Consider the following 17,892-nt stretch of genomic DNA (forward strand, 5'->3'; position numbering starts at 1 on the left):
CACATGCCGCTTTTGTCGGCAGTTGAGGAGAGGTGCCGGCGTCATAGCGCCAGATCGCACTGCAACTTGGCACGGCACGGGAATTGCTTGCCGTCAATCGCTGGCCGGCGCCAGGAGAAACATCGGGACAAGCCGGCGACGCCTCGAAGGGGATGGAATGATGAACGTTGCTGCGGCCACAAGGCCGCAAAGGGCCGAGGGGCGCGGACATCTGGCTGCGAAGACGCTCGACGGGCGGACCCGCCTGCAAGAGTTGTATCAGGAGGGAGCGGCCAAGATCCGCCTTCCCAATACGTTCGATTCCTCGATGGAAGCCGTCATCATCAATACCGCGGGCGGCCTGACCGGTGGCGACCGGATGAATTGGAGCGTCGCGGCTGGCCCCGGCACCCGGATCGATGTCACCACACAGGCCTGCGAGAAGATCTATAAGGCGTCAGAGGGAACGGCCGAGGTCAACACTAGTATTGCCGTCGGCGCAAACGCCAGGGTGGATTGGCTGCCGCAGGAAACCATTCTTTTTGACCGCTCATCACTGTTTCGAAGACTAAACGTCGATCTTGATGACGATTCCGAATTCCTGGCCGTCGAGGCCATCCTGCTTGGCCGCAAGGCGATGGGGGAGGCTGTCGAGACGGGGCTCTTCCGGGATCGCTGGCGTATTCGCAAAGCAGGTCGGCTCTGCCACGCCGAGGAGCTGGCGCTGCAGGGAAATGTTGCAATGTTTGCCGGTGCCGATGCCGTGCTGTCAGGCAAGGTCGCGTTTGCAACGGTGCTGTATGTCGGGCCGCGGGCCGAAGCCTACCTTGGCGCAGTCCGGCCGTTGCTCGAAGGCCATATGGGCGGTGCCAGTAGCTGGGCCGGCAAGCTCGTCGTGCGCCTTTCGGCGCCCGATGGTTTCGCCCTGAGAAAAATCCTGATCCCGATCATTTCGACCTTGCGCAACGGAGCGCCGGTACCGAAAGTCTGGAATCTCTAGTTCAAGCAGATGGATGCACGATGAACCTCACACCGAGAGAAAAAGACAAGCTGTTGATTTCCATGGCGGCGATGGTAGCGCGGCGGCGGCTGGAGCGGGGCGTCAAGCTTAACCATCCCGAAGCGATCGCGCTGATTACCGATTTCGTGATCGAGGGCGCGCGGGACGGTCGTCCGGTCGCCGAACTGATGGAAGCCGGCGCCCATGTCATCGGCCGTCACCAGGTCATGGATGGTATCGCGGAGATGATCCATGACGTCCAGGTCGAGGCAACCTTTCCCGACGGCACCAAGCTTGTGACCGTCCACGAACCGATCCGCTGAGGTCATGATGCTGGAGCTGCGCCCCAATTGTGAATGCTGCGACAAGGACCTGCCGCCTGACAGTTCCGAGGCGATGATCTGCACATTCGAGTGCACATTCTGCGCCAATTGTGTCGCGGACGTCCTCGGCGGAGTCTGCCCGAATTGCGGCGGCGAACTCGTACGCCGGCCGGTGCGTCCGGCTGCCAAGCTTACCAAATACCCCGCGTCGACAAAGCGCGTTCTGAAGGCCGAGGGCTGCGCGCCCATCAAGGCCGTGTGAGGAGAAGATCATGATTCCAGGAGAGATCATCGCCGCGAGCGGCGATATCGAGCTGAACGTCGGCGCGCCGACGGTAACGCTCGATGTCTCGAACACCGGCGATCGGCCGGTGCAGGTCGGCAGCCACTATCATTTCGCGGAAACGAATGCTGGCCTCGCCTTCGATCGGGAGACGGCGCGCGGTATGCGGCTCGATATCCCGGCCGGGACGGCCGTCCGTTTCGAGCCCGGCCAGACGCGTTCGGTAACGCTCATCCCACTTTCCGGTAAACGCGAAGTCTACGGCTTCCGCCAACTCGTCATGGGCAAGCTCTAAATGACCAGGGAGGAAACGATGCGGGTGAGCTTGCATCTTCTGGCGGTCGGCGTCGCGATGTTCATCGCCTTCGGCGCCAACGCCGAAGATCTGGATTGCAAAAATCCAGTTACACAGGCCGACATGACGGCTTGTGAACAGGCGCGTCAGGAAACTGCCGACAAGGCGCTGAATGCACAATACAAGATCACCCGCGCCGCCCTCGCGGCACTCGACAAGGATCTTGATGCCGATATGCGCGGCGCCGAAAAGGCGTTGGTGAAGGCGCAGCGCGCATGGGTGGATTTCCGCGATGCGGAGTGTGAGGCGGCTGGCTTCCAGGCCCGCGGCGGCACGATGGAACCAATGCTCGTCGCAGGCTGCATTGCCGAGTTGACCGACGCTCGCACCAAGCAGCTCAAAGAACTCGCAGAGACGATGGGCAACTGACATGGTTGGCAGGATCATGGTCGTCGGCAACGGAGAGATCGGAGCGCAGGCCGCCGCTGCGGTAGCAGATGCCGCATTCGTAATCCGATTCAACGAATGCCGCTCCTACGAAGCGAGCCCGGGGCGAACCGACGTCGTCGCCGTCTGCAATACCGGGCGGCCCGGTAAGGCTATGCTTGCCTCCGAGGCGTGGCGGCAGCATCCCGCTGTGCGGGAAGCTGCGGCGATCTGGAGCGTGCGCGATCCGCGGAAGTTTGCGGAAATGCGGGCGCCGCTGGCAGTGACGCACCCCGAGCTAGATGACTTCTGTGACGACTATACGAGTCAATTCAACGCGTTCTGCGCGGACGTTGGCAAAGAGCATGTGGTCGTTGACAAAATGATTCATGAAGCCGTCGACACGGCGCTCGCGGCCCTTCACCCAGCGCCCTACATTGTGCCGAGCAGTGGCATGATCGTGATCGCCGAGGTGATGAGCAGGTTTCCCGAGGCGGCCATCGATCTCGCGGGCTTCGGCCACGTGGGTTGGGAATGGCATCCCTTCGCTGCCGAGCGGCAGCTTGTTGATAGTTATGTCGCCGCTGGCCGCGTTACGCGGCTGCCGGCGAGCGCAGCCATTTCTTCCTCCCAAGGAGCCTGACATATGCCCTACAAGATTTCCCGCGCTGCCTATGCCGGCATGTTCGGCCCGACCACCGGCGACAAGGTGCGCCTGGCCGACACGGAGCTCTTCATCGAGATCGAGAAGGACTTCACCACCTATGGCGAAGAGGTGAAGTTCGGCGGCGGCAAGGTGATCCGCGACGGCATGGGCCAAAGCCAGGCGACGCGGGCTCAGGGTGCCGTCGACACCGTCATCACCAATGTCGTGATCATCGACCACACGGGTATCGTTAAAGCCGATATCGGGCTCAAGAACGGCCGCATCGAGGCGATTGGCAAGGCTGGCAATCCTGATACGCAGCCGGGGGTCAATATCATCGTCGGCCCATCAACCGAGGCGATTGCGGGCGAGGGCAAAATCATCACTGCCGGCGGCATGGATGCGCATATCCACTACATCTGCCCGCAGCAGATCGAGGAAGCGCTTATGTCCGGCGTCACCTGCATGCTGGGCGGAGGCACGGGTCCGGCCCATGGCACGCTCGCCACCACCTGCACCGGCGCCTGGCATATCGAGCGGATGATCGAAAGCTTTGACGGCTTTCCGATGAACCTTGCACTTGCCGGCAAGGGCAATGCCTCGCTACCGGCGGCGCTCGAGGAAATGGTCTTGGCCGGCGCGTCGTCGCTGAAGCTGCACGAGGATTGGGGCACGACACCGGCGGCGATCGACTGCTGCCTTTCTGTCGCCGATGACTATGACATCCAGGTGATGATCCACACCGACACGCTGAACGAGAGCGGCTTCGTCGAGGACACGATCGGCGCCCTCGAGGGCCGCACGATCCACGCTTTCCACACGGAGGGTGCCGGCGGCGGACATGCGCCTGACATCATCAAGATCTGCGGCCAGTCGAACGTCATTCCTTCGTCGACCAACCCGACGCGGCCCTATACCGTCAACACTGTCGCCGAGCATCTCGACATGCTGATGGTTTGCCATCACTTGTCGCCGTCAATCCCCGAAGATATCGCGTTTGCCGAAAGCCGCATCCGCAAGGAGACGATTGCGGCAGAAGATATCCTCCACGATATCGGCGCCTTCTCGATCATCTCGTCCGACAGCCAGGCCATGGGTCGCGTCGGCGAGGTCGCGATCCGCACCTGGCAGACGGCCGACAAGATGAAGCGTCAGCGCGGCCGCCTCAAGGAGGAGACCGGAGAGAACGACAATTTCCGCGTCCGCCGCTACATCGCGAAGTACACGATCAACCCGGCGATCGCCCAGGGTCTCAGCCACGAGATCGGTTCGGTGGAAGTAGGCAAGCGCGCCGATCTGGTTCTGTGGAATCCGGCCTTCTTCGGTGTCAAGCCGGAGATGGTATTGCTCGGCGGTTCGATTGCGGCGGCTCCGATGGGCGATCCGAACGCTTCGATCCCGACACCGCAGCCGATGCACTATCGGCCGATGTTTGCCGCCCACGGCAAGTTGCGGACGAATTCGTCCGTTACTTTCGTTTCGCAAGCGTCGCTCGAGGCCGGTCTGAAGAGCCGTCTGGGTGTCGCTAAAAATCTCGTTGCGGTGAAGAACACTCGCGGGGGCATCTCCAAGGCATCGATGATCCATAACAGCCTGACGCCGCACATTGAAGTCGACCCGGAGACCTACGAGGTGCGCGCTGACGGCGAATTGCTGACCTGCGAGCCAGCGACAGTGTTGCCGATGGCGCAGCGTTATTTCCTGTTCTAGTCGATCATGTGCAGCCGGTACGTCTGCCGGCTGCTGTCAAAGCCATGCGTTAAGGTTGAATCTCCCAAAAGTTGTTTTCTGCTTTTGTATGTTCCACCTTGAGGCGGTCTGTCCGTATTAGGACATTCTTGTTTGTCTTCTCTGGAAAATATCAGAAAAACAACGGCTTGGTCGCTTTGGCTGTTGGGTTGATTCACCTCTGAAGACGTCTCGTTTTCGGGCGACTTTCAAGCGGCGATCAATTCACCAAATTCGCTCAAATCTTAACGATTCACTTAAGAACTCGGCAGCAGTTCGCCTCTAAGCAATGTGCCTGGCGGTGGGCAAGAAGGTCGATTCGCATGAGAATTTCACTCCAGGCGGAGCTTGGCGATTTTCGGGATCGCCACACAATTTACCTGTTCGCTCTCAAGATGAGCTTCCTCGCGGTGACCCTGTCGTCGGTGGTGATTGTGCTGATATTGCCGCCGCTCGACTGGATGGGAATGTTGCCCGTCCCATTCGCTCATGGCGTTGTCTATGGCGTCCTGCTGTCTTGGCTCATCGGCGGTGCCGTGTCGAGTGTGCTGTCGCTGGTGGCGGGTCACGCGATGCATCAACTCAGCGTCTCTCGAGCGGAGTTCGAGCAACTGAGCCGCACGGACGTGCTGTCAGGGCTTCTCAACCGGCGTGCCTTTACCGAGGCACTGGAGCAGGTTGATGGAAATGCTTGCCTCGTAATCTTCGACGTGGACCGGTTCAAGGCCATCAATGATCGCTTTGGCCACGCTTGTGGCGACGCCGTGATCGTCGCTGTATCCGCCATTCTCGCCACTGCCTTCGACGGACACTCCGCCGTGGCAAGGTTAGGTGGGGAGGAGTTTGGCGCGATCGTTGTCGGGGGCTCTGAGGAGCAGCGGATCGAGCGCGTGCGATCCGTCTGCGCAAGCCTGGCGGCGTGCCCTGTTGCGGCCGACGATTGCGTGGTTGCGCTAACGGTGTCGGCCGGCATTGCGGAGCTCAAGCCAGAGCGAAGCAAGGAAGGAGCCTATTCGGCGGCAGACAAAGCACTCTACTTGGCAAAGGCGCTCGGTCGAAATCGTGTCGTTCATGAGAACGAGGGCTTGTATCCGGGTTGGGGTAGGCGTCTTCCAGGCGAAACTTTGGGTGCGCGCATGAGCAACGTGGATTGTGATGAGGCGCGGCTAGCCTGAAGAGATTTGGGCGGCGTTTCCGTGGAAGCTCATTCCTTCTTGCATCGCACAAGGCAATTTTGCATGCTCGCAATCTCAAGCGAATTGGACATGTCATGCAACGCGTTACTTCCTACCTGCCAGCCGGCACGCCTTCTTCCAACCCAATCGGAAAAGTGGTTTTGCCGCACGACTTGAGGCATTTGCGGCGGAAGCTGCTCCATCTCGAAAATGGCGAGATGGTCATGCTCGACCTCAAGGAGCCGGTACTTTTTGCCAGCGGCGATATGCTGGTTCTCGAGGACGGCGAGCTCATCGAGATCGTAGCCGCTGACGAGAAACTTTTCGAGGTGAAGGGCAGGGATCGCCTGCACTTGATCGAGCTCGCATGGCACCTCGGCAATCGCCATCTCGGCGCGCAGATCGAGGAGGACCGCATCCTCATCCTGCGGGACCATGTGATCCGCTCCATGCTCGAAGGGCTGGGAGCGATGGTGCGGGAAGTGAGCGAGCCGTTCCAGCCCGCCCGCGGCGCCTACCATTCGCATGGGCATGATCATGCCAATCACCATCACTCGCACGGCTGAGTAGGACATGACGGATGATGCCGATCTGCAGGCTCTGCTGCGGCTCATGGCCTGGCTTTCGCCAGCTTTCCCTGTCGGATCCTTCGCGTATTCGTCTGGCTTGGAGCGCGCTATCCATGATGGGTTGGTCACCGATGCCCATTCGCTTGCAGCATGGGCGTCGAACCTGATCGAACGCGGGCCTGTCTGGAACGACGCCGTTCTCCTCGCGGAGAGCCACCGTTGTCACGGGCAACCGGAAAGACTTGGCGAACTGGCGGAACTCGCCGAAGCGCTCGCCGGCTCGCGCGAGCGCCATCAGGAGACGATGCTACTCGGCGATGCGTTCTTGTCCGCCGCCAGCGCGTGGCCGGACGAGGTCTTCGATCGACTGCCGCGACACGTGGCGTACCCGGTTGCGATCGGCGCCGTGGCGGGTGCCCATGGAGTGGCGTTGGAGAAGGCGATTGCGGCCTTTCTCCACGCCTATCTCTCGCAGGCAGTTTCTTCAGGCATCCGCCTCGGAGTGGCTGGGCAACGGGATGGCGTTGCCATTCTGTCGCGGTTGGAAGGCGACATAGCCTCAATCGCGAAGCGGGCAGCCGCTTCAACGCTCAGCGATCTCGGATCGGCCACCATCCAGGCGGACATCATGTCGCTTCGCCATGAAACGCAGTCGACGCGTCTCTTTCGATCGTGACTTATCAGGGCCACCAGCCGCTGCGACCTCAGTCATTTGCCGGTGGTCGCCTTTCGAGCGGCACGCTATCATCGGTCGTTATTGGAGTTTTCAAAGCATGAAATCAGGAAACGGACCCCTTCGTGTGGGGATCGGTGGCCCGGTCGGCTCCGGCAAGACGGCGCTCACCGAAAAGCTGTGCAAAGCTATGCGCGACCAATACTCGGTCGCTGTCGTCACGAACGACATTTACACCACCGAGGATGCCGAGGCGCTCATGCGCATGCAGGCCTTGCCGTCGGATCGGATCGTTGGCGTGGAGACCGGCGGCTGCCCGCATACGGCAATCCGTGAGGACGCGACGATCAATCTGCAGGCGATCGCCGGCCTCAACGAGCGGATTCCCGATCTCGATGTCGTGTTCATCGAGTCGGGTGGTGACAATCTGGCCGCCACCTTCTCTCCCGATCTGGCGGATATAACCATCTACGTCATCTCGGTTTGCCAGGGCGAGGAAATCCCTCGTAAGGGTGGCCCCGGCATCACCAAGTCCGACCTTCTTGTCATCAACAAGAAGGATCTGGCTCCCTACGTCGGGGCTGACCTTGTGGTCATGGACCGCGACGCGACACGGATGCGCCAGGCACGACCTTTTGTTTTCTCCGACATGAAGCGTGGTGACGGTGTCAGTTCCATCGTCAGCTTCCTGAAGGAACATGGCGGTCTGTAGCGATCAGACCTGCCGGAGCGCGCTGACATCCTCGATTGCGATGGCACGGCCGCTGACAGTCACGCCCGATGTCCGCAAGGCGGAGAACGCACGTGACAGCGCCTCCGGGGCCAGACCAAGTTTTCGTGCCAGCAGGCTTTTCTGGAACGGCAGCCGCAACGACGCCCGCGCACCTTCGTTGGTGCAGTGGGTGAGGAGATAATGCGCAACACGTTGTTGACTAGTCTGCATGCGATCTCGCGCCAAGCAGTCCATGGTTGACAACAAATGCTGCGACAGGGATCGTGCGATTGCTCTCCCCACCCGAGGCTGTTCATCGAGCAGCCTTCTGACCTGGACAAGATCGAAGCGGGCGAGGATCGCGTGTTCCATTGCCTGGGCGCTATAATTGTACCGGTCGCCGACGAGCACTAGGCATTCTCCGAAGCTGTCGCCCGGCTCGCAGATCCTGATATCCGCTTCGCGGTCTTCTGAACCCCGATAGAGGCGAACATAGCCACTCAGCACGCAGTAGAAGTAGCGCGCGTTGCCGCCTTCGCGGAAAAGAACATCCTGAGGCTCGTAGCGTACCGCCACCGCGCAGGACAGCAGAGCGTCCCGCTCTTGCCGGTCAAGGCTGGACGCGATTAACGCATCACCAAGCATCGCCTGTTGCGCGTTGCTCAGTTTCAAAGCTCTGGTCATCTGTTTCTCCCTGTGGCGCGGCGGGTGCCGCCCCTACCTGACATTGGTAAGGGTAACCGGGAGACGCGGTTCAGAACTTGATCCTGATCAAATGCGAATCAATAAAAAAGCCGGGGTGTTGCCCCGGCTCTTGGGTTCAGTGTCTATTCGGCCGCGAAAGGCGGCAGGCGAACAACATTGCCTGATTTGGCGCGCTTTCCTTCGGGCTTCTCGATTGCCGATACTCGGCCTTCCAGAGCGCCCACAGCCTGCGTGAGTTCCTCGCGGGACAACGCCAAATCTTCCTTGTCCTTCCTGCCGACCAGGCGGCCGAACATCCAGCCGAGCAGGCGGGAGAGATCGTCCATGATGAGGAAGAAGGAAGGCACGACGACCAGCGAAAGGACGGTCGACACGATAATGCCGCCGATCACCGCGATTGCCATCGGTGCGCGGAACGAACCGCCTTCGCCGACGCCGAGTGCCGAGGGGAGCATGCCAGCCGACATCGCGATGGAGGTCATGATGATCGGGCGGGCGCGCTTGCGTCCTGCCTCGACCATGGCTTCCACGCGCTCCATGCCGCGATGACGCATCTCGATGGCGAAGTCGACGAGCAGGATCGCATTCTTCGTGACGATGCCCATAAGCATCAGAATGCCGATCATAACCGGCATCGAGAGCGGGTTCTGGGTAACCAGCAGGCCGACCGCCACACCGCCAATCGCTAGCGGCAGCGAGAACAGGATGGTGAAAGGCTGGATGACGTCCTTGAAAAGGAGGATCAGCACCGTCAGCACCAGCATTAGGCCCATCAACATGGCGTTGACGAAGCTTTGCTGCATTTCGGTCTGCACCTTGGTGTCACCACTTTCGGCCAACTGGACCGTCGGAGGCATTTTGGCTTCATTGACGATCTGCCGGAACCGCGCCGATGCGGTATCGAGAGCCACGCCCTGCGGCAGGTCGGAGCCGATCGACACGACACGGTAGCGGTTGTTGCGCTTGATCGAGCTGACACCTTCCGAATAGTCGATATCGGCGACGGTCGAGAGCGGCACGGTCCCGCCGCTTGCCGTCTGGATCTTCATGGCGCGAAGGGCCGCGAGGTCGCGACGCATGTCGAGCGATGCCTGTACGCGGATCGGGATCTGCCGGTCGTCCAGGTTGATCTTGGCGAGGGCCGCATCGATATCACCAATGGTGGCGACGCGGATCGTCTCGGAGATCTGCTGCGGCGTGATGCCGAGGCGAGCCGCCTGATCCTTGCGTGGGCGAACCTGCAACTCCGGACGGGGCAGGGCGCCTTCGGCACTGACGTTGGCCAGCAGCGGATCGGCGCGCAGCTTCGCTTCCAGAACGCCGACGGTGTCGTTGAGATCCTTCTCGTTCTTGGAGAGGAAGTTGAACGAAAGGTCACGCTCGCCGCGATCGTTGAGCTTCAGGATCCGCACGTCAGGCAGATGGTGGAGCTTGGCGAAAACTTCCTTTTCAATATCCCACTGCGGACGAACTCGTCCCTTCGGTTCCACCTTGGGCAGATAGGATCCTATGATTGGGATTTTAACGACCAAGTCATCCAGCTTCTTCAAGAGCCTCTGATCAAGCTTGTGAAGCGTGAGTGTTACCGTGGCACGGCGTAATTCGAGGTCGCCCTTCGGCGACGCGCCGCCGAGCACGAAGACGCTTTCGACGCCATCGATATCCTTCACGTCCTTGTAGATCGCGTTGGTCGTCGCTTCCGTGTCATCGAGCGTTGCGTTCGGCGGCAGCTCTACGGACAGCACGATACGCGATGCATCTTCCGGCGGCAGGAAACTGCCGGGCACCTGGGCAAGCAGCATGACGGAGCCGATCAGGAAGGCGATCGCCGCAATCAGTGTCAAATAGCGGGTCCACCAGCGGCGGGTCGTGGCGCGCACCAGGCGCGTGTAGCCGCGGAAGAACGCACCGTCATTGTCGTGATGGTCTTCCATCCCGTCCTCTGCCCGCATCAGATAGGCGGCCATCATCGGGGTTATGAGACGCGCCACCATCAGCGAGAAGAAGACGGAGAAGGCAACCGTCAGGCCGAACTGGATGAAGTACTGGCCAGGGATGCCGGGCATGAACGACACCGGTACGAAAACGGCAATGATCGTGAAGGTCGTCGCGATGACGGCGAGGCCGATTTCGTCCGCCGCTTCGATTGCCGCACGGTAGGGCGTCTTACCCATCTTGATGTGACGGGCAATGTTTTCGATCTCGACGATCGCGTCATCGACGAGAATACCAGTCGCGAGCGTCAGGGCCAGGAAGCTGACGAGATTCAGCGAAAAGCCCATCAGGTCCATGATCCAGAACGTCGGGATCGCCGACAGTGGCAGCGCGATGGCCGAAATGAGCGTCGCGCGCCAGTTCCGAAGGAAGAGGAACACCACGATGATCGCGAGCAGCGCCCCTTCGATCAAGGTGTCGATCGCGGCTTCGTAGTTGCCGTAGGTGAAGTAGACGGAGTCGCTGATCAACTCGATGCCGACGTTCGGATTTTCCGCACGGACCTTCTCGAGGCTCTTGGCCACGGTTTCGGCGACGCTGACTTCGCTGGCGCCCTTCGAGCGGAACACGCCAAAGGTCACGACCGGCGTATCATCGAACCGCGAGAAGGATTTCGGCTCCTGGTAGGTATCCTTGATGACGCCGAGATCGGAAACCTTGACGAAGCGGCCGTTCGGCAGCGCAATCGTCGTGTTGGCAAGTTCGGCGACATTGCGGGCGTCGCCGAGCACGCGGATTGCCTGCTCGCTGCCCGCCACCTGGCCGCGGCCGGAGCCGAGGTCGACGTTGGTGCCGCGCAGCTGCTGGTTCACGCTGGCCGCGGTAATGCCGTGGGCGTTCAGCTTGTCGGGGTTGAGCTCGACGCGTACTTCCCTGTCCGCACCGCCGTAGCGGTCGACACGGCCGATGCCGGCCTGCCCCTGCAGGGCACGCTTGACCGTGTCATCAACGAACCACGAGAGCTCCTCGAGCGTCATGTCGGGCGAGGAGACTGCAAACGTCTGGATCGCCTGACCTTCAACATCGATCTTCGAGACGATCGGTTCTTCCACATTAGCCGGAAGGTCGCTGCGGATGCGGTCGATGGCGTCCTTGGTGTCCTGGACGGCCTGCTCGGTCGGGATTTCCATGCGGAACATGACGACGGTCTGCGACTGGCCGTCGGTCACCGTCGACTGGATTTCGTCGATGCCGGTTATGCTGGCAACGGCGTCCTCAATCTCCTTCGTCACCTGCATCTCGAGCTCGGCAGGGGAAGCGCCGCTCTGTGTCACGACGATGGAAACGAGAGGGACGTCGATATTCGGGAAACGCGTGATCGGCAGCTTGTTGAAAGACTGGATGCCGACGAAAAGCAAAAGTGCAAACGCCAGAAGCGAGGCAACTGGATTTCGGATAGACCAGGCTGAAAAGTTCATCGGCCGTCTCTCAGTTTGAAACCGGTGGCTGTTCACGAACCGGCGTGATGCGGTCGCCGTCGCGGACATAGGCGCCCGCCTTGGCCACGACCTCGTCGCCGGCTTTCAATCCCTTGACGATCTCGACATAGGCACCGTCCTGGATGCCGGTCTCGACCTTGGCAAACTTGACGACACTATCCTCGACCCTGCGGGCCGACGACCCCTCACTGCCCGACAACACCGCCGAGACCGGGAGAGCCACGTTTTCCGTGGTGCGCACGACGATGTCGGCGCTGCCGTACATGCCCGAACGTGCCTTGCTGGAGTCATCGATTAGAATGTGGACCAAACCGAGGCGTGTCAGCGGATCAACGGTCGGCGACACCAGCCGCACCGAGCCAGCAACCTTGTCGCGGCTGCCAGAGAGCAAAATGGTGGCCTTCTGGCCGGGTTGGACCTTGACGATCTCGCTCTCGCCCACTTCGGCCACCAACTCGATCTCGTCATCGCGGATGACCGTGAAGAGCGGGTCGCCGGTGGCGAGCGCAATCGCTCCGATCCTGGCGTTCTTCGCCGCCACAGTACCGGAAACCGGCGTCTTGACGTCGGTGCGGGCGAGCTTCAGATCGGCATCAGCGATCTGGCTTTCAGTGACCTTGATCTCCGCAACGGCTACCTGGATCGCCTGTTTTGCCGAATCAACACGGGCATTGGCCGAAGCGGCAGCGGCATCCGCCTGTTCGACGGTCGCCGTGGAAACGGTGCCCTTCTTGCCCATTTCCTGGGCGCGCGCCTGCTGCTGTCGTGCCTGCTCTGCGTTGGCCTCTGCTTCAATCAGCTGTGCCCGAAGCTGCGCGAGGCTCGCTTCGTTCTTGGCCTTGGTGGCCTGCATTTGGCTCTTCTGCAGAATGATTGCATCGTCGTTCAGCGTCGCCAGCGTGCTATCGGCCTGGACCCTGTCGCCGACATCCGCATTCAGAGCGCGGATTGACAATCCTTCGACCTGCGGCTGGATGTAGACTTCCTCGACCGGCTTCACCGTCCCGGTCGCCACGACGCGGTCGACCAGCGTGCGGGTGGTGGCTTTCGTCACCACGATCGCCGGCAGGTTCTGCTGCGGCTTTGCGACCGGCTCTTCCTGGGCAAAAGTCGTTGAAGCTACAACCGCCGCGATCAGCAGGGTGGAGGCGCGAAGTATCTTAACAGGCGTGCGTGCCATGCGTCGTCATCCAGTCTAGTCGGCAGACTCGCGCAAAATCATCAGTTCGCGAACGGCCGGTTCCCGTTTTGGTGTTCTCAGAAGTATTTCCGCATCATTTGCCGACTTTTGCTTAAGTCCCTCATCCGGCAAATCCCGCATCTAAGTGGTAGCGATTTGCCCATTGCGCAAGTCTGGCGGAAAATAATTCCTCATTCGAACACAATAATTACTGAAGTGATGCAGATCAATCACTCGCCGGTTATGCAAGCATTCCGATAGTTGATCGTGCGCCACTTTAGCTATGACGTTGGAGTCTCGCGCGATGCGACATCGGACGCAAATATTTTCATTAAAATGAAAAACGCGCGGGACCCCGCGCGTTTCCTGGTCTGTCGGACGCGTTTACTTGGAAGCCGCGTCCGTGATGTCGTGTGTCCAGGCGCCTGAAGGCTCCTTGTTGATGATCTTCTGGTCGAGGAGAGCCTTTGCCGTGCGATCATAGAGCGTCGTGTCGAGCTTGCCGGTGCCGTCGCCGATCAGCTTGGCCACTTCGCCCATCATGACCTTCTGGTGGTTTTCGTCCTGGCCGCCGGCGTCTACGACGATTCCGGCAGCCTCGTCGGGGTTCTCGACGGCGTATTTCCAGCCCTTCATCGAGGCTTTGACGAACTTGACCATCTTTTCCTTGAAGGCTGGGTCCTTCAGCTTGTCTTCCATGGCATAAAGGCCGTCTTCCAGAAGGTCGTTGCCCATGGCGGTGTAGTTGAAGACGAGCAGTTCTTCCGGCTTGAAGCCTGCATCGATCGCCTGCCAGTATTCGTTATAGGTCATGACGGAGATGCAGTCGGCCTGCTTCTGCAGCAGCGGCTGCACGTCGAAGCTCTGCTTCAGCACGGTAACGCCATCGGCGCCGCCATCTGTCTTGAGGCCGAGCTTGTTCATCCACGCGAAGAACGGGTACTCGTTGCCGAAGAACCAGACGCCGAGCGTATGCCCCTTGAAATCGGCTTCCGTCTTGATCGGGCCGTCCTTGCGGCAGATCATTTCCATGCCGGACTTCTGGTAAGGCTGGGCGATGTTGACGAGCGGAACGCCTTTTTCGCGGGCAACCAGCGCGCCGCCCATCCAATCGACGATGACGTCGGCGCCACCGCCGGCGATTACCTGTTCCGGCGCGATGTCAGGGCCACCCGGCTTGATAGTGACGTCGAGACCTGCCTCGTCGTAGTAGCCCTTTTCCTTGGCGACGTAGTAGCCGGCGAACTGCGACTGCGTCACCCACTTGAGCTGCAGCGTCACCTTGTCGGCAGCCATTGCATGGGCTGCCACGAGCGACATCGCGCTCGCCATCATCGCAACAATCAGTTTTTTCATTTTCTTGTTCCCTCTGAAGTTATGCCCCAATCCCATTCGCGGGAATAAAGCGACGCCTAGCCACCACGGATAGACGGATGCCAGAAAGTCACCGCCCGTTCTGCCAGGGCGACGACGCCGTAGAAGATCGAACCAACAAGCGCCGCAACGGCGATTTCGGCCCAGACCATGTCGACATTCATGCGCCCGATCTCCGTGGAGATGCGGAAGCCCATGCCGACGATCGGCGTACCAAAGAACTCCGCGACGATGGCACCGATCAGCGCCAGCGTCGAGTTGATCTTCAATGCATTGAAAATGAAGGGCATCGCCGCCGGAAGCCGGAGCTTCAGCAGCGTCTGCCAATAGTTGGAGGCGTAGGTCTGCATCAGGTCACGTTCCATCGGACCGGATGCGGCGAGGCCGGCGACCGTATTCACCAGCATCGGGAAGAAAGTCATGATGGTAACGACCGCCGCCTTCGACTGCCAGTCGAAGCCGAACCACATCACCATGATCGGCGCAACACCGATGATCGGCAAAGCCGACACCATATTGCCGATCGGCAGCAATCCGCAACGCAGGAAGGCGACACGATCGGCAAGGATGGCGACGGCAAAGCCCGCACCGCAGCCGATGATGTAGCCAGCGAATACTGCCTTGAAGATCGTCTGGCGTACGTCGTCAGCCAGGATCGGCAGCGAGCCGGCGATCCTGACGCCGATGGCGCTCGGCGGCGGCAGCAGAACGAAAGGAATGCCGGCGCCGCGCGTCAGCGCTTCCCAGATGATCAGGATCCAGGCGCCGAAGATCGCCGGGATCAGCAGCCGCAGGAACGACCGGCCCAAACTGGAACCTGGCGTCATTGCCGAAAGCTCGGTGACGCAGCGCCATGCAAGCAGCCAGCAGGCTGCTATCAGCAGGAAGAAGGATCTGGTGGCCAGACCTTCATTTCCGGTCACATCCGCGAGCAGCACCCATGCCGCCCAATGTGCTCCGACCAGCAAGACGGCGGCAATGTATGGCTTCGGCAACGATGCGAAGGAAATAAAGGCAAGGGCCACGATCAGGGTGATCGTCAGACCGACAGTCAGCGGTGACACAGGGTCCGGCGCGCCTTCGGCCATGAGCGGCAAGGTGATGATTGCGATCGCGGTCAGCACCAGGGCAAGAACGCCCTGCCAGGAGAAGGATATCTTCTTCATGCCGGTCTCCCGCCCATTGAGCGATCGACGATCTTTGCAATAAGACCAACGATCGCGACAAGGCTTGCGGCCAGCACCGAGCCTGCGACCAGTGCCGCCCATATGTCGATCGTCTGGCTATAATAGGAGCCGGCGAGCAGCTTCGAGCCTATGCCGGCGACGGCGCCGGTCGGGAGCTCGCCGACGATAGCGCCGACAAGGCTTGCTGCGATCGCAACCTTCATGGAGGTGAAAAGGAACGGCACGGAGGCCGGAACGCGCAGCTTCCAGAAGGTTTGCGCGGGCGTCGCGTTATAGGTTCGCATCAGGTCAAGGAACATGACCTCGGGCGAACGCAGCCCCTTCACCATGCCGACCGTCACCGGGAAGAAGGAGAGGTAGGTGGAGATCAGCGCCTTCGGGATCAGGCCGGTGATGTTGATGGCGCCGAGGACGACGATCACCATCGGCGCGATCGCCAGGATCGGTATCGTCTGCGAGGCGATCACCCAAGGCATGAGGCTGCGGTCGAGCGCCTTGATATGAACGATACCGACGGCGATCACGATGCCGAGCAATGTGCCGAAGCCGAAACCGAGCAGCGTCGACGAGAGCGTGACCCAGCTGTGGTAGACGAGGCTGCGATTGCTCGAAAGCTTCCGCAGGAATGTGTTCTCGACGACGTTCTGCACTACCTGATGCGGCGCAGGTAGCAATGGCTTCGGCTGCGAGAGCGTCTTTTCGATGAATTCCATCGTACCGGGCGTCTGGTTTGCCCGCTGATCCATATCGCGCTGGAAGGAGGCGTTCATCAGGACTGCCGCGACGTACCAGACTGCGACCAAGACCACGAGGATTGTCAGGACGGGAACGATCCTGTCTTTCAGAGAGTCCGCCTTCATGAGCACCCCCGCGCACCGGTCCTGGTGTTCAGCACCTCAATGCTCATAACTGTGCCCCGCTCTCAGACCATCGCGCACGCGATGGGCGATTTCGAGGAACTCGGGCGTCTCGCGAATATCGAGCGGGCGTTCGCGTGGCAGCGTTGAATCGATGATATCGGTCACGCGGCCGGGGCGGGGGGACATGACCACGATCTTCGTGGAAAGGTAGACCGCCTCGGGGATCGAGTGGGTGACGAAGCAGATCGTCTTGTTGGTGCGCGCCCAGAGCTTCAGGAGTTCTTCGTTCAGATGGTCGCGGACGATTTCGTCTAGCGCGCCAAAGGGTTCATCCATCAGCAGCAGATCAGCATCGAAGGCCAACGCACGTGCGATCGAGGCGCGCTGCTGCATGCCGCCGGACAGCTGCCAGGGGAATTTCTTTTCGAAGCCGGAGAGGTTCACAAGATCGAGCGCGCCGGCGATGCGTTTCTTCTGGTCGGCCGAAGCGTAGCCCATGATCTCGAGCGGCAGGGCGATGTTCTTCTCGATCGTGCGCCATGGGTAGAGTGCCGGCGCCTGGAAGACGTACCCGTAGGCGCGGGCCTTGCGGGCTTCCTCCGGCGTCATGCCGTTGACGGTGATCTCACCCGATGTTTTCCTTTCGAGATCTGCAATCACGCGCAGGAAGGTCGTCTTCCCGCAACCGGATGGCCCGATGAAGGAGACGAAGTCACCCTTGCGAACGTCGAGATTGACGTTTGTCAGCGCGTGCACGGGAGCATCGCTGGCATCATAGGTCAGACAGAGGTCCTTTGCGGATACGACGGAGGCAGCTTGCGTCAATGCTTGTGTATCCTGTTTTCCCCGCGCTTCTGCGCTTTGCATGATAGTATGAGTAGCTGTTTTCATTGTTCCGGCAAGGTCCATGGAGGATGACGATGGACGCGACATCAAAGCCCACCTGTCACATTGTGCGTCCCAGTCATGCCTACGACGGCAAACAGGGGCTGAGTTACTTCGAAGGCATCGCGGCCGAGACGGTCGGCGCCAAGGGCATCTGCATGCATTTGCTGACGATTCCGCCCGGCGTTCGCGCCAAGGCGCATCTGCACGAGTCGCATGAAACGGCGATCTACATGCTCTCCGGCGAGGCTCACACCTGGTATGGCGACGAGCTGGAGCATCATGTCATCGTGCACGCCGGCGAGCTGTTCTACATCCCTGCCGGTGTGCCGCATCTGCCTGCCAATCTCAGCAGTACCCCTTGCACCGCGATCATCGCCCGCACCGACCCGAACGAGCAGGAAAGCGTCGTCTTGCTTCCGGAGCTTGATCGGCTGGTGCAGGAGTGATGCCAAGGA

19 protein-coding genes are annotated in these 17,892 nt (G+C 60.6%); 12 read left to right on the plus strand and 7 right to left on the minus strand.

All coding sequences use genetic code 11. From position 1 onward, the window contains the following. Positions 1-157: 157 nt before the first annotated feature. The 11 genes from FHT77_RS14080 (at position 158) to ureG (ending at position 7,809) form a co-directional block, all read left to right on the plus strand. Complete coding sequence (locus tag FHT77_RS14080; RefSeq protein WP_183755603.1) at positions 158-979, plus strand: urease accessory protein UreD; 822 nt, start codon at positions 158-160, stop codon at positions 977-979. Positions 980-999: 20 nt separating this feature from the next. Further along, positions 1,000-1,302: an urease subunit gamma gene (locus FHT77_RS14085; protein WP_183755604.1), complete on the plus strand. Its 303-nt coding sequence runs from the start codon at positions 1,000-1,002 to the stop codon at positions 1,300-1,302. 7 nt (positions 1,303-1,309) lie between these two features. After that, entirely contained in the window at positions 1,310-1,564 is a 255-nt protein-coding gene (locus FHT77_RS14090) for a DUF1272 domain-containing protein (RefSeq protein WP_183755605.1), read from the plus strand. A 10-nt stretch (positions 1,565-1,574) separates the two neighbouring features. Next, entirely contained in the window at positions 1,575-1,880 is a 306-nt protein-coding gene (locus tag FHT77_RS14095) for an urease subunit beta (RefSeq protein ID WP_183755606.1), read from the plus strand. Positions 1,881-1,904: 24 nt separating this feature from the next. Beyond that, positions 1,905-2,309, plus strand: a complete 405-nt coding sequence (locus FHT77_RS14100) for a lysozyme inhibitor LprI family protein (protein WP_183755667.1) — start codon at positions 1,905-1,907, stop codon at positions 2,307-2,309. Between the two features lie 16 nt (positions 2,310-2,325). Beyond that, positions 2,326-2,949 (plus strand): Urease operon accessory protein, encoded by a 624-nt coding sequence (locus tag FHT77_RS14105; protein WP_183755607.1) that lies wholly within the window; start codon positions 2,326-2,328, stop codon positions 2,947-2,949. A gap of 3 nt (positions 2,950-2,952) precedes the next feature. Next, the gene (gene ureC / locus FHT77_RS14110; RefSeq protein ID WP_183755608.1) at positions 2,953-4,662 is read left to right on the plus strand and encodes an urease subunit alpha; all 1,710 of its coding nucleotides are present in this window, start codon (positions 2,953-2,955) and stop codon (positions 4,660-4,662) included. 341 nt (positions 4,663-5,003) lie between these two features. After that, positions 5,004-5,855, plus strand: coding sequence for a GGDEF domain-containing protein (locus FHT77_RS14115; protein WP_183755609.1), 852 nt, complete (start codon positions 5,004-5,006; stop codon positions 5,853-5,855). 95 nt (positions 5,856-5,950) lie between these two features. Beyond that, positions 5,951-6,421: an urease accessory protein UreE gene (gene ureE, locus FHT77_RS14120; RefSeq protein WP_183755610.1), complete on the plus strand. Its 471-nt coding sequence runs from the start codon at positions 5,951-5,953 to the stop codon at positions 6,419-6,421. A 7-nt stretch (positions 6,422-6,428) separates the two neighbouring features. Beyond that, positions 6,429-7,100, plus strand: a complete 672-nt coding sequence (locus FHT77_RS14125; RefSeq protein ID WP_183755611.1) for an urease accessory protein UreF — start codon at positions 6,429-6,431, stop codon at positions 7,098-7,100. 97 nt (positions 7,101-7,197) lie between these two features. Next, on the plus strand, positions 7,198-7,809 hold the full coding sequence (gene ureG, locus FHT77_RS14130; protein WP_183755612.1) for an urease accessory protein UreG: 612 nt from the start codon (positions 7,198-7,200) through the stop codon (positions 7,807-7,809). A gap of 3 nt (positions 7,810-7,812) precedes the next feature. Here ureG and FHT77_RS14135 read toward each other — a convergent pair whose 3' ends face one another. From FHT77_RS14135 to FHT77_RS14165, 7 genes are all read right to left on the minus strand, one after another. Beyond that, positions 7,813-8,493: a Crp/Fnr family transcriptional regulator gene (locus FHT77_RS14135; RefSeq protein WP_183755613.1), complete on the minus strand. Its 681-nt coding sequence runs from the start codon at positions 8,491-8,493 to the stop codon at positions 7,813-7,815. Between the two features lie 143 nt (positions 8,494-8,636). Then, on the minus strand, positions 8,637-11,927 hold the full coding sequence (locus FHT77_RS14140; protein ID WP_183755614.1) for an efflux RND transporter permease subunit: 3,291 nt from the start codon (positions 11,925-11,927) through the stop codon (positions 8,637-8,639). A gap of 10 nt (positions 11,928-11,937) precedes the next feature. Then, positions 11,938-13,128 carry an efflux RND transporter periplasmic adaptor subunit gene (locus FHT77_RS14145; protein WP_183755615.1) on the minus strand — a complete coding sequence of 397 codons (1,191 nt, stop codon included), beginning with the start codon at positions 13,126-13,128 and terminating at the stop codon, positions 11,938-11,940. 384 nt (positions 13,129-13,512) lie between these two features. After that, positions 13,513-14,484, minus strand: a complete 972-nt coding sequence (locus FHT77_RS14150; protein WP_183755616.1) for an ABC transporter substrate-binding protein — start codon at positions 14,482-14,484, stop codon at positions 13,513-13,515. A gap of 56 nt (positions 14,485-14,540) precedes the next feature. After that, positions 14,541-15,668, minus strand: a complete 1,128-nt coding sequence (locus FHT77_RS14155) for an ABC transporter permease (protein ID WP_183755617.1) — start codon at positions 15,666-15,668, stop codon at positions 14,541-14,543. After that, positions 15,665-16,549, minus strand: coding sequence for an ABC transporter permease (locus FHT77_RS14160; RefSeq protein WP_183755618.1), 885 nt, complete (start codon positions 16,547-16,549; stop codon positions 15,665-15,667). Before FHT77_RS14160 ends, FHT77_RS14155 begins: the two co-directional genes overlap by 4 nt. A gap of 36 nt (positions 16,550-16,585) precedes the next feature. Continuing rightward, entirely contained in the window at positions 16,586-17,416 is an 831-nt protein-coding gene (locus FHT77_RS14165; RefSeq protein ID WP_183755668.1) for an ABC transporter ATP-binding protein, read from the minus strand. Positions 17,417-17,469: 53 nt separating this feature from the next. Here FHT77_RS14165 and FHT77_RS14170 point away from each other — a divergent pair, with 53 nt between their 5' ends. Next, entirely contained in the window at positions 17,470-17,883 is a 414-nt protein-coding gene (locus tag FHT77_RS14170; protein ID WP_183755619.1) for a cupin domain-containing protein, read from the plus strand. Positions 17,884-17,892 lie beyond the last annotated feature (9 nt).

Source organism: Rhizobium sp. BK181, assembly GCF_014193305.1.
GTDB lineage: Bacteria > Pseudomonadota > Alphaproteobacteria > Rhizobiales > Rhizobiaceae > Rhizobium.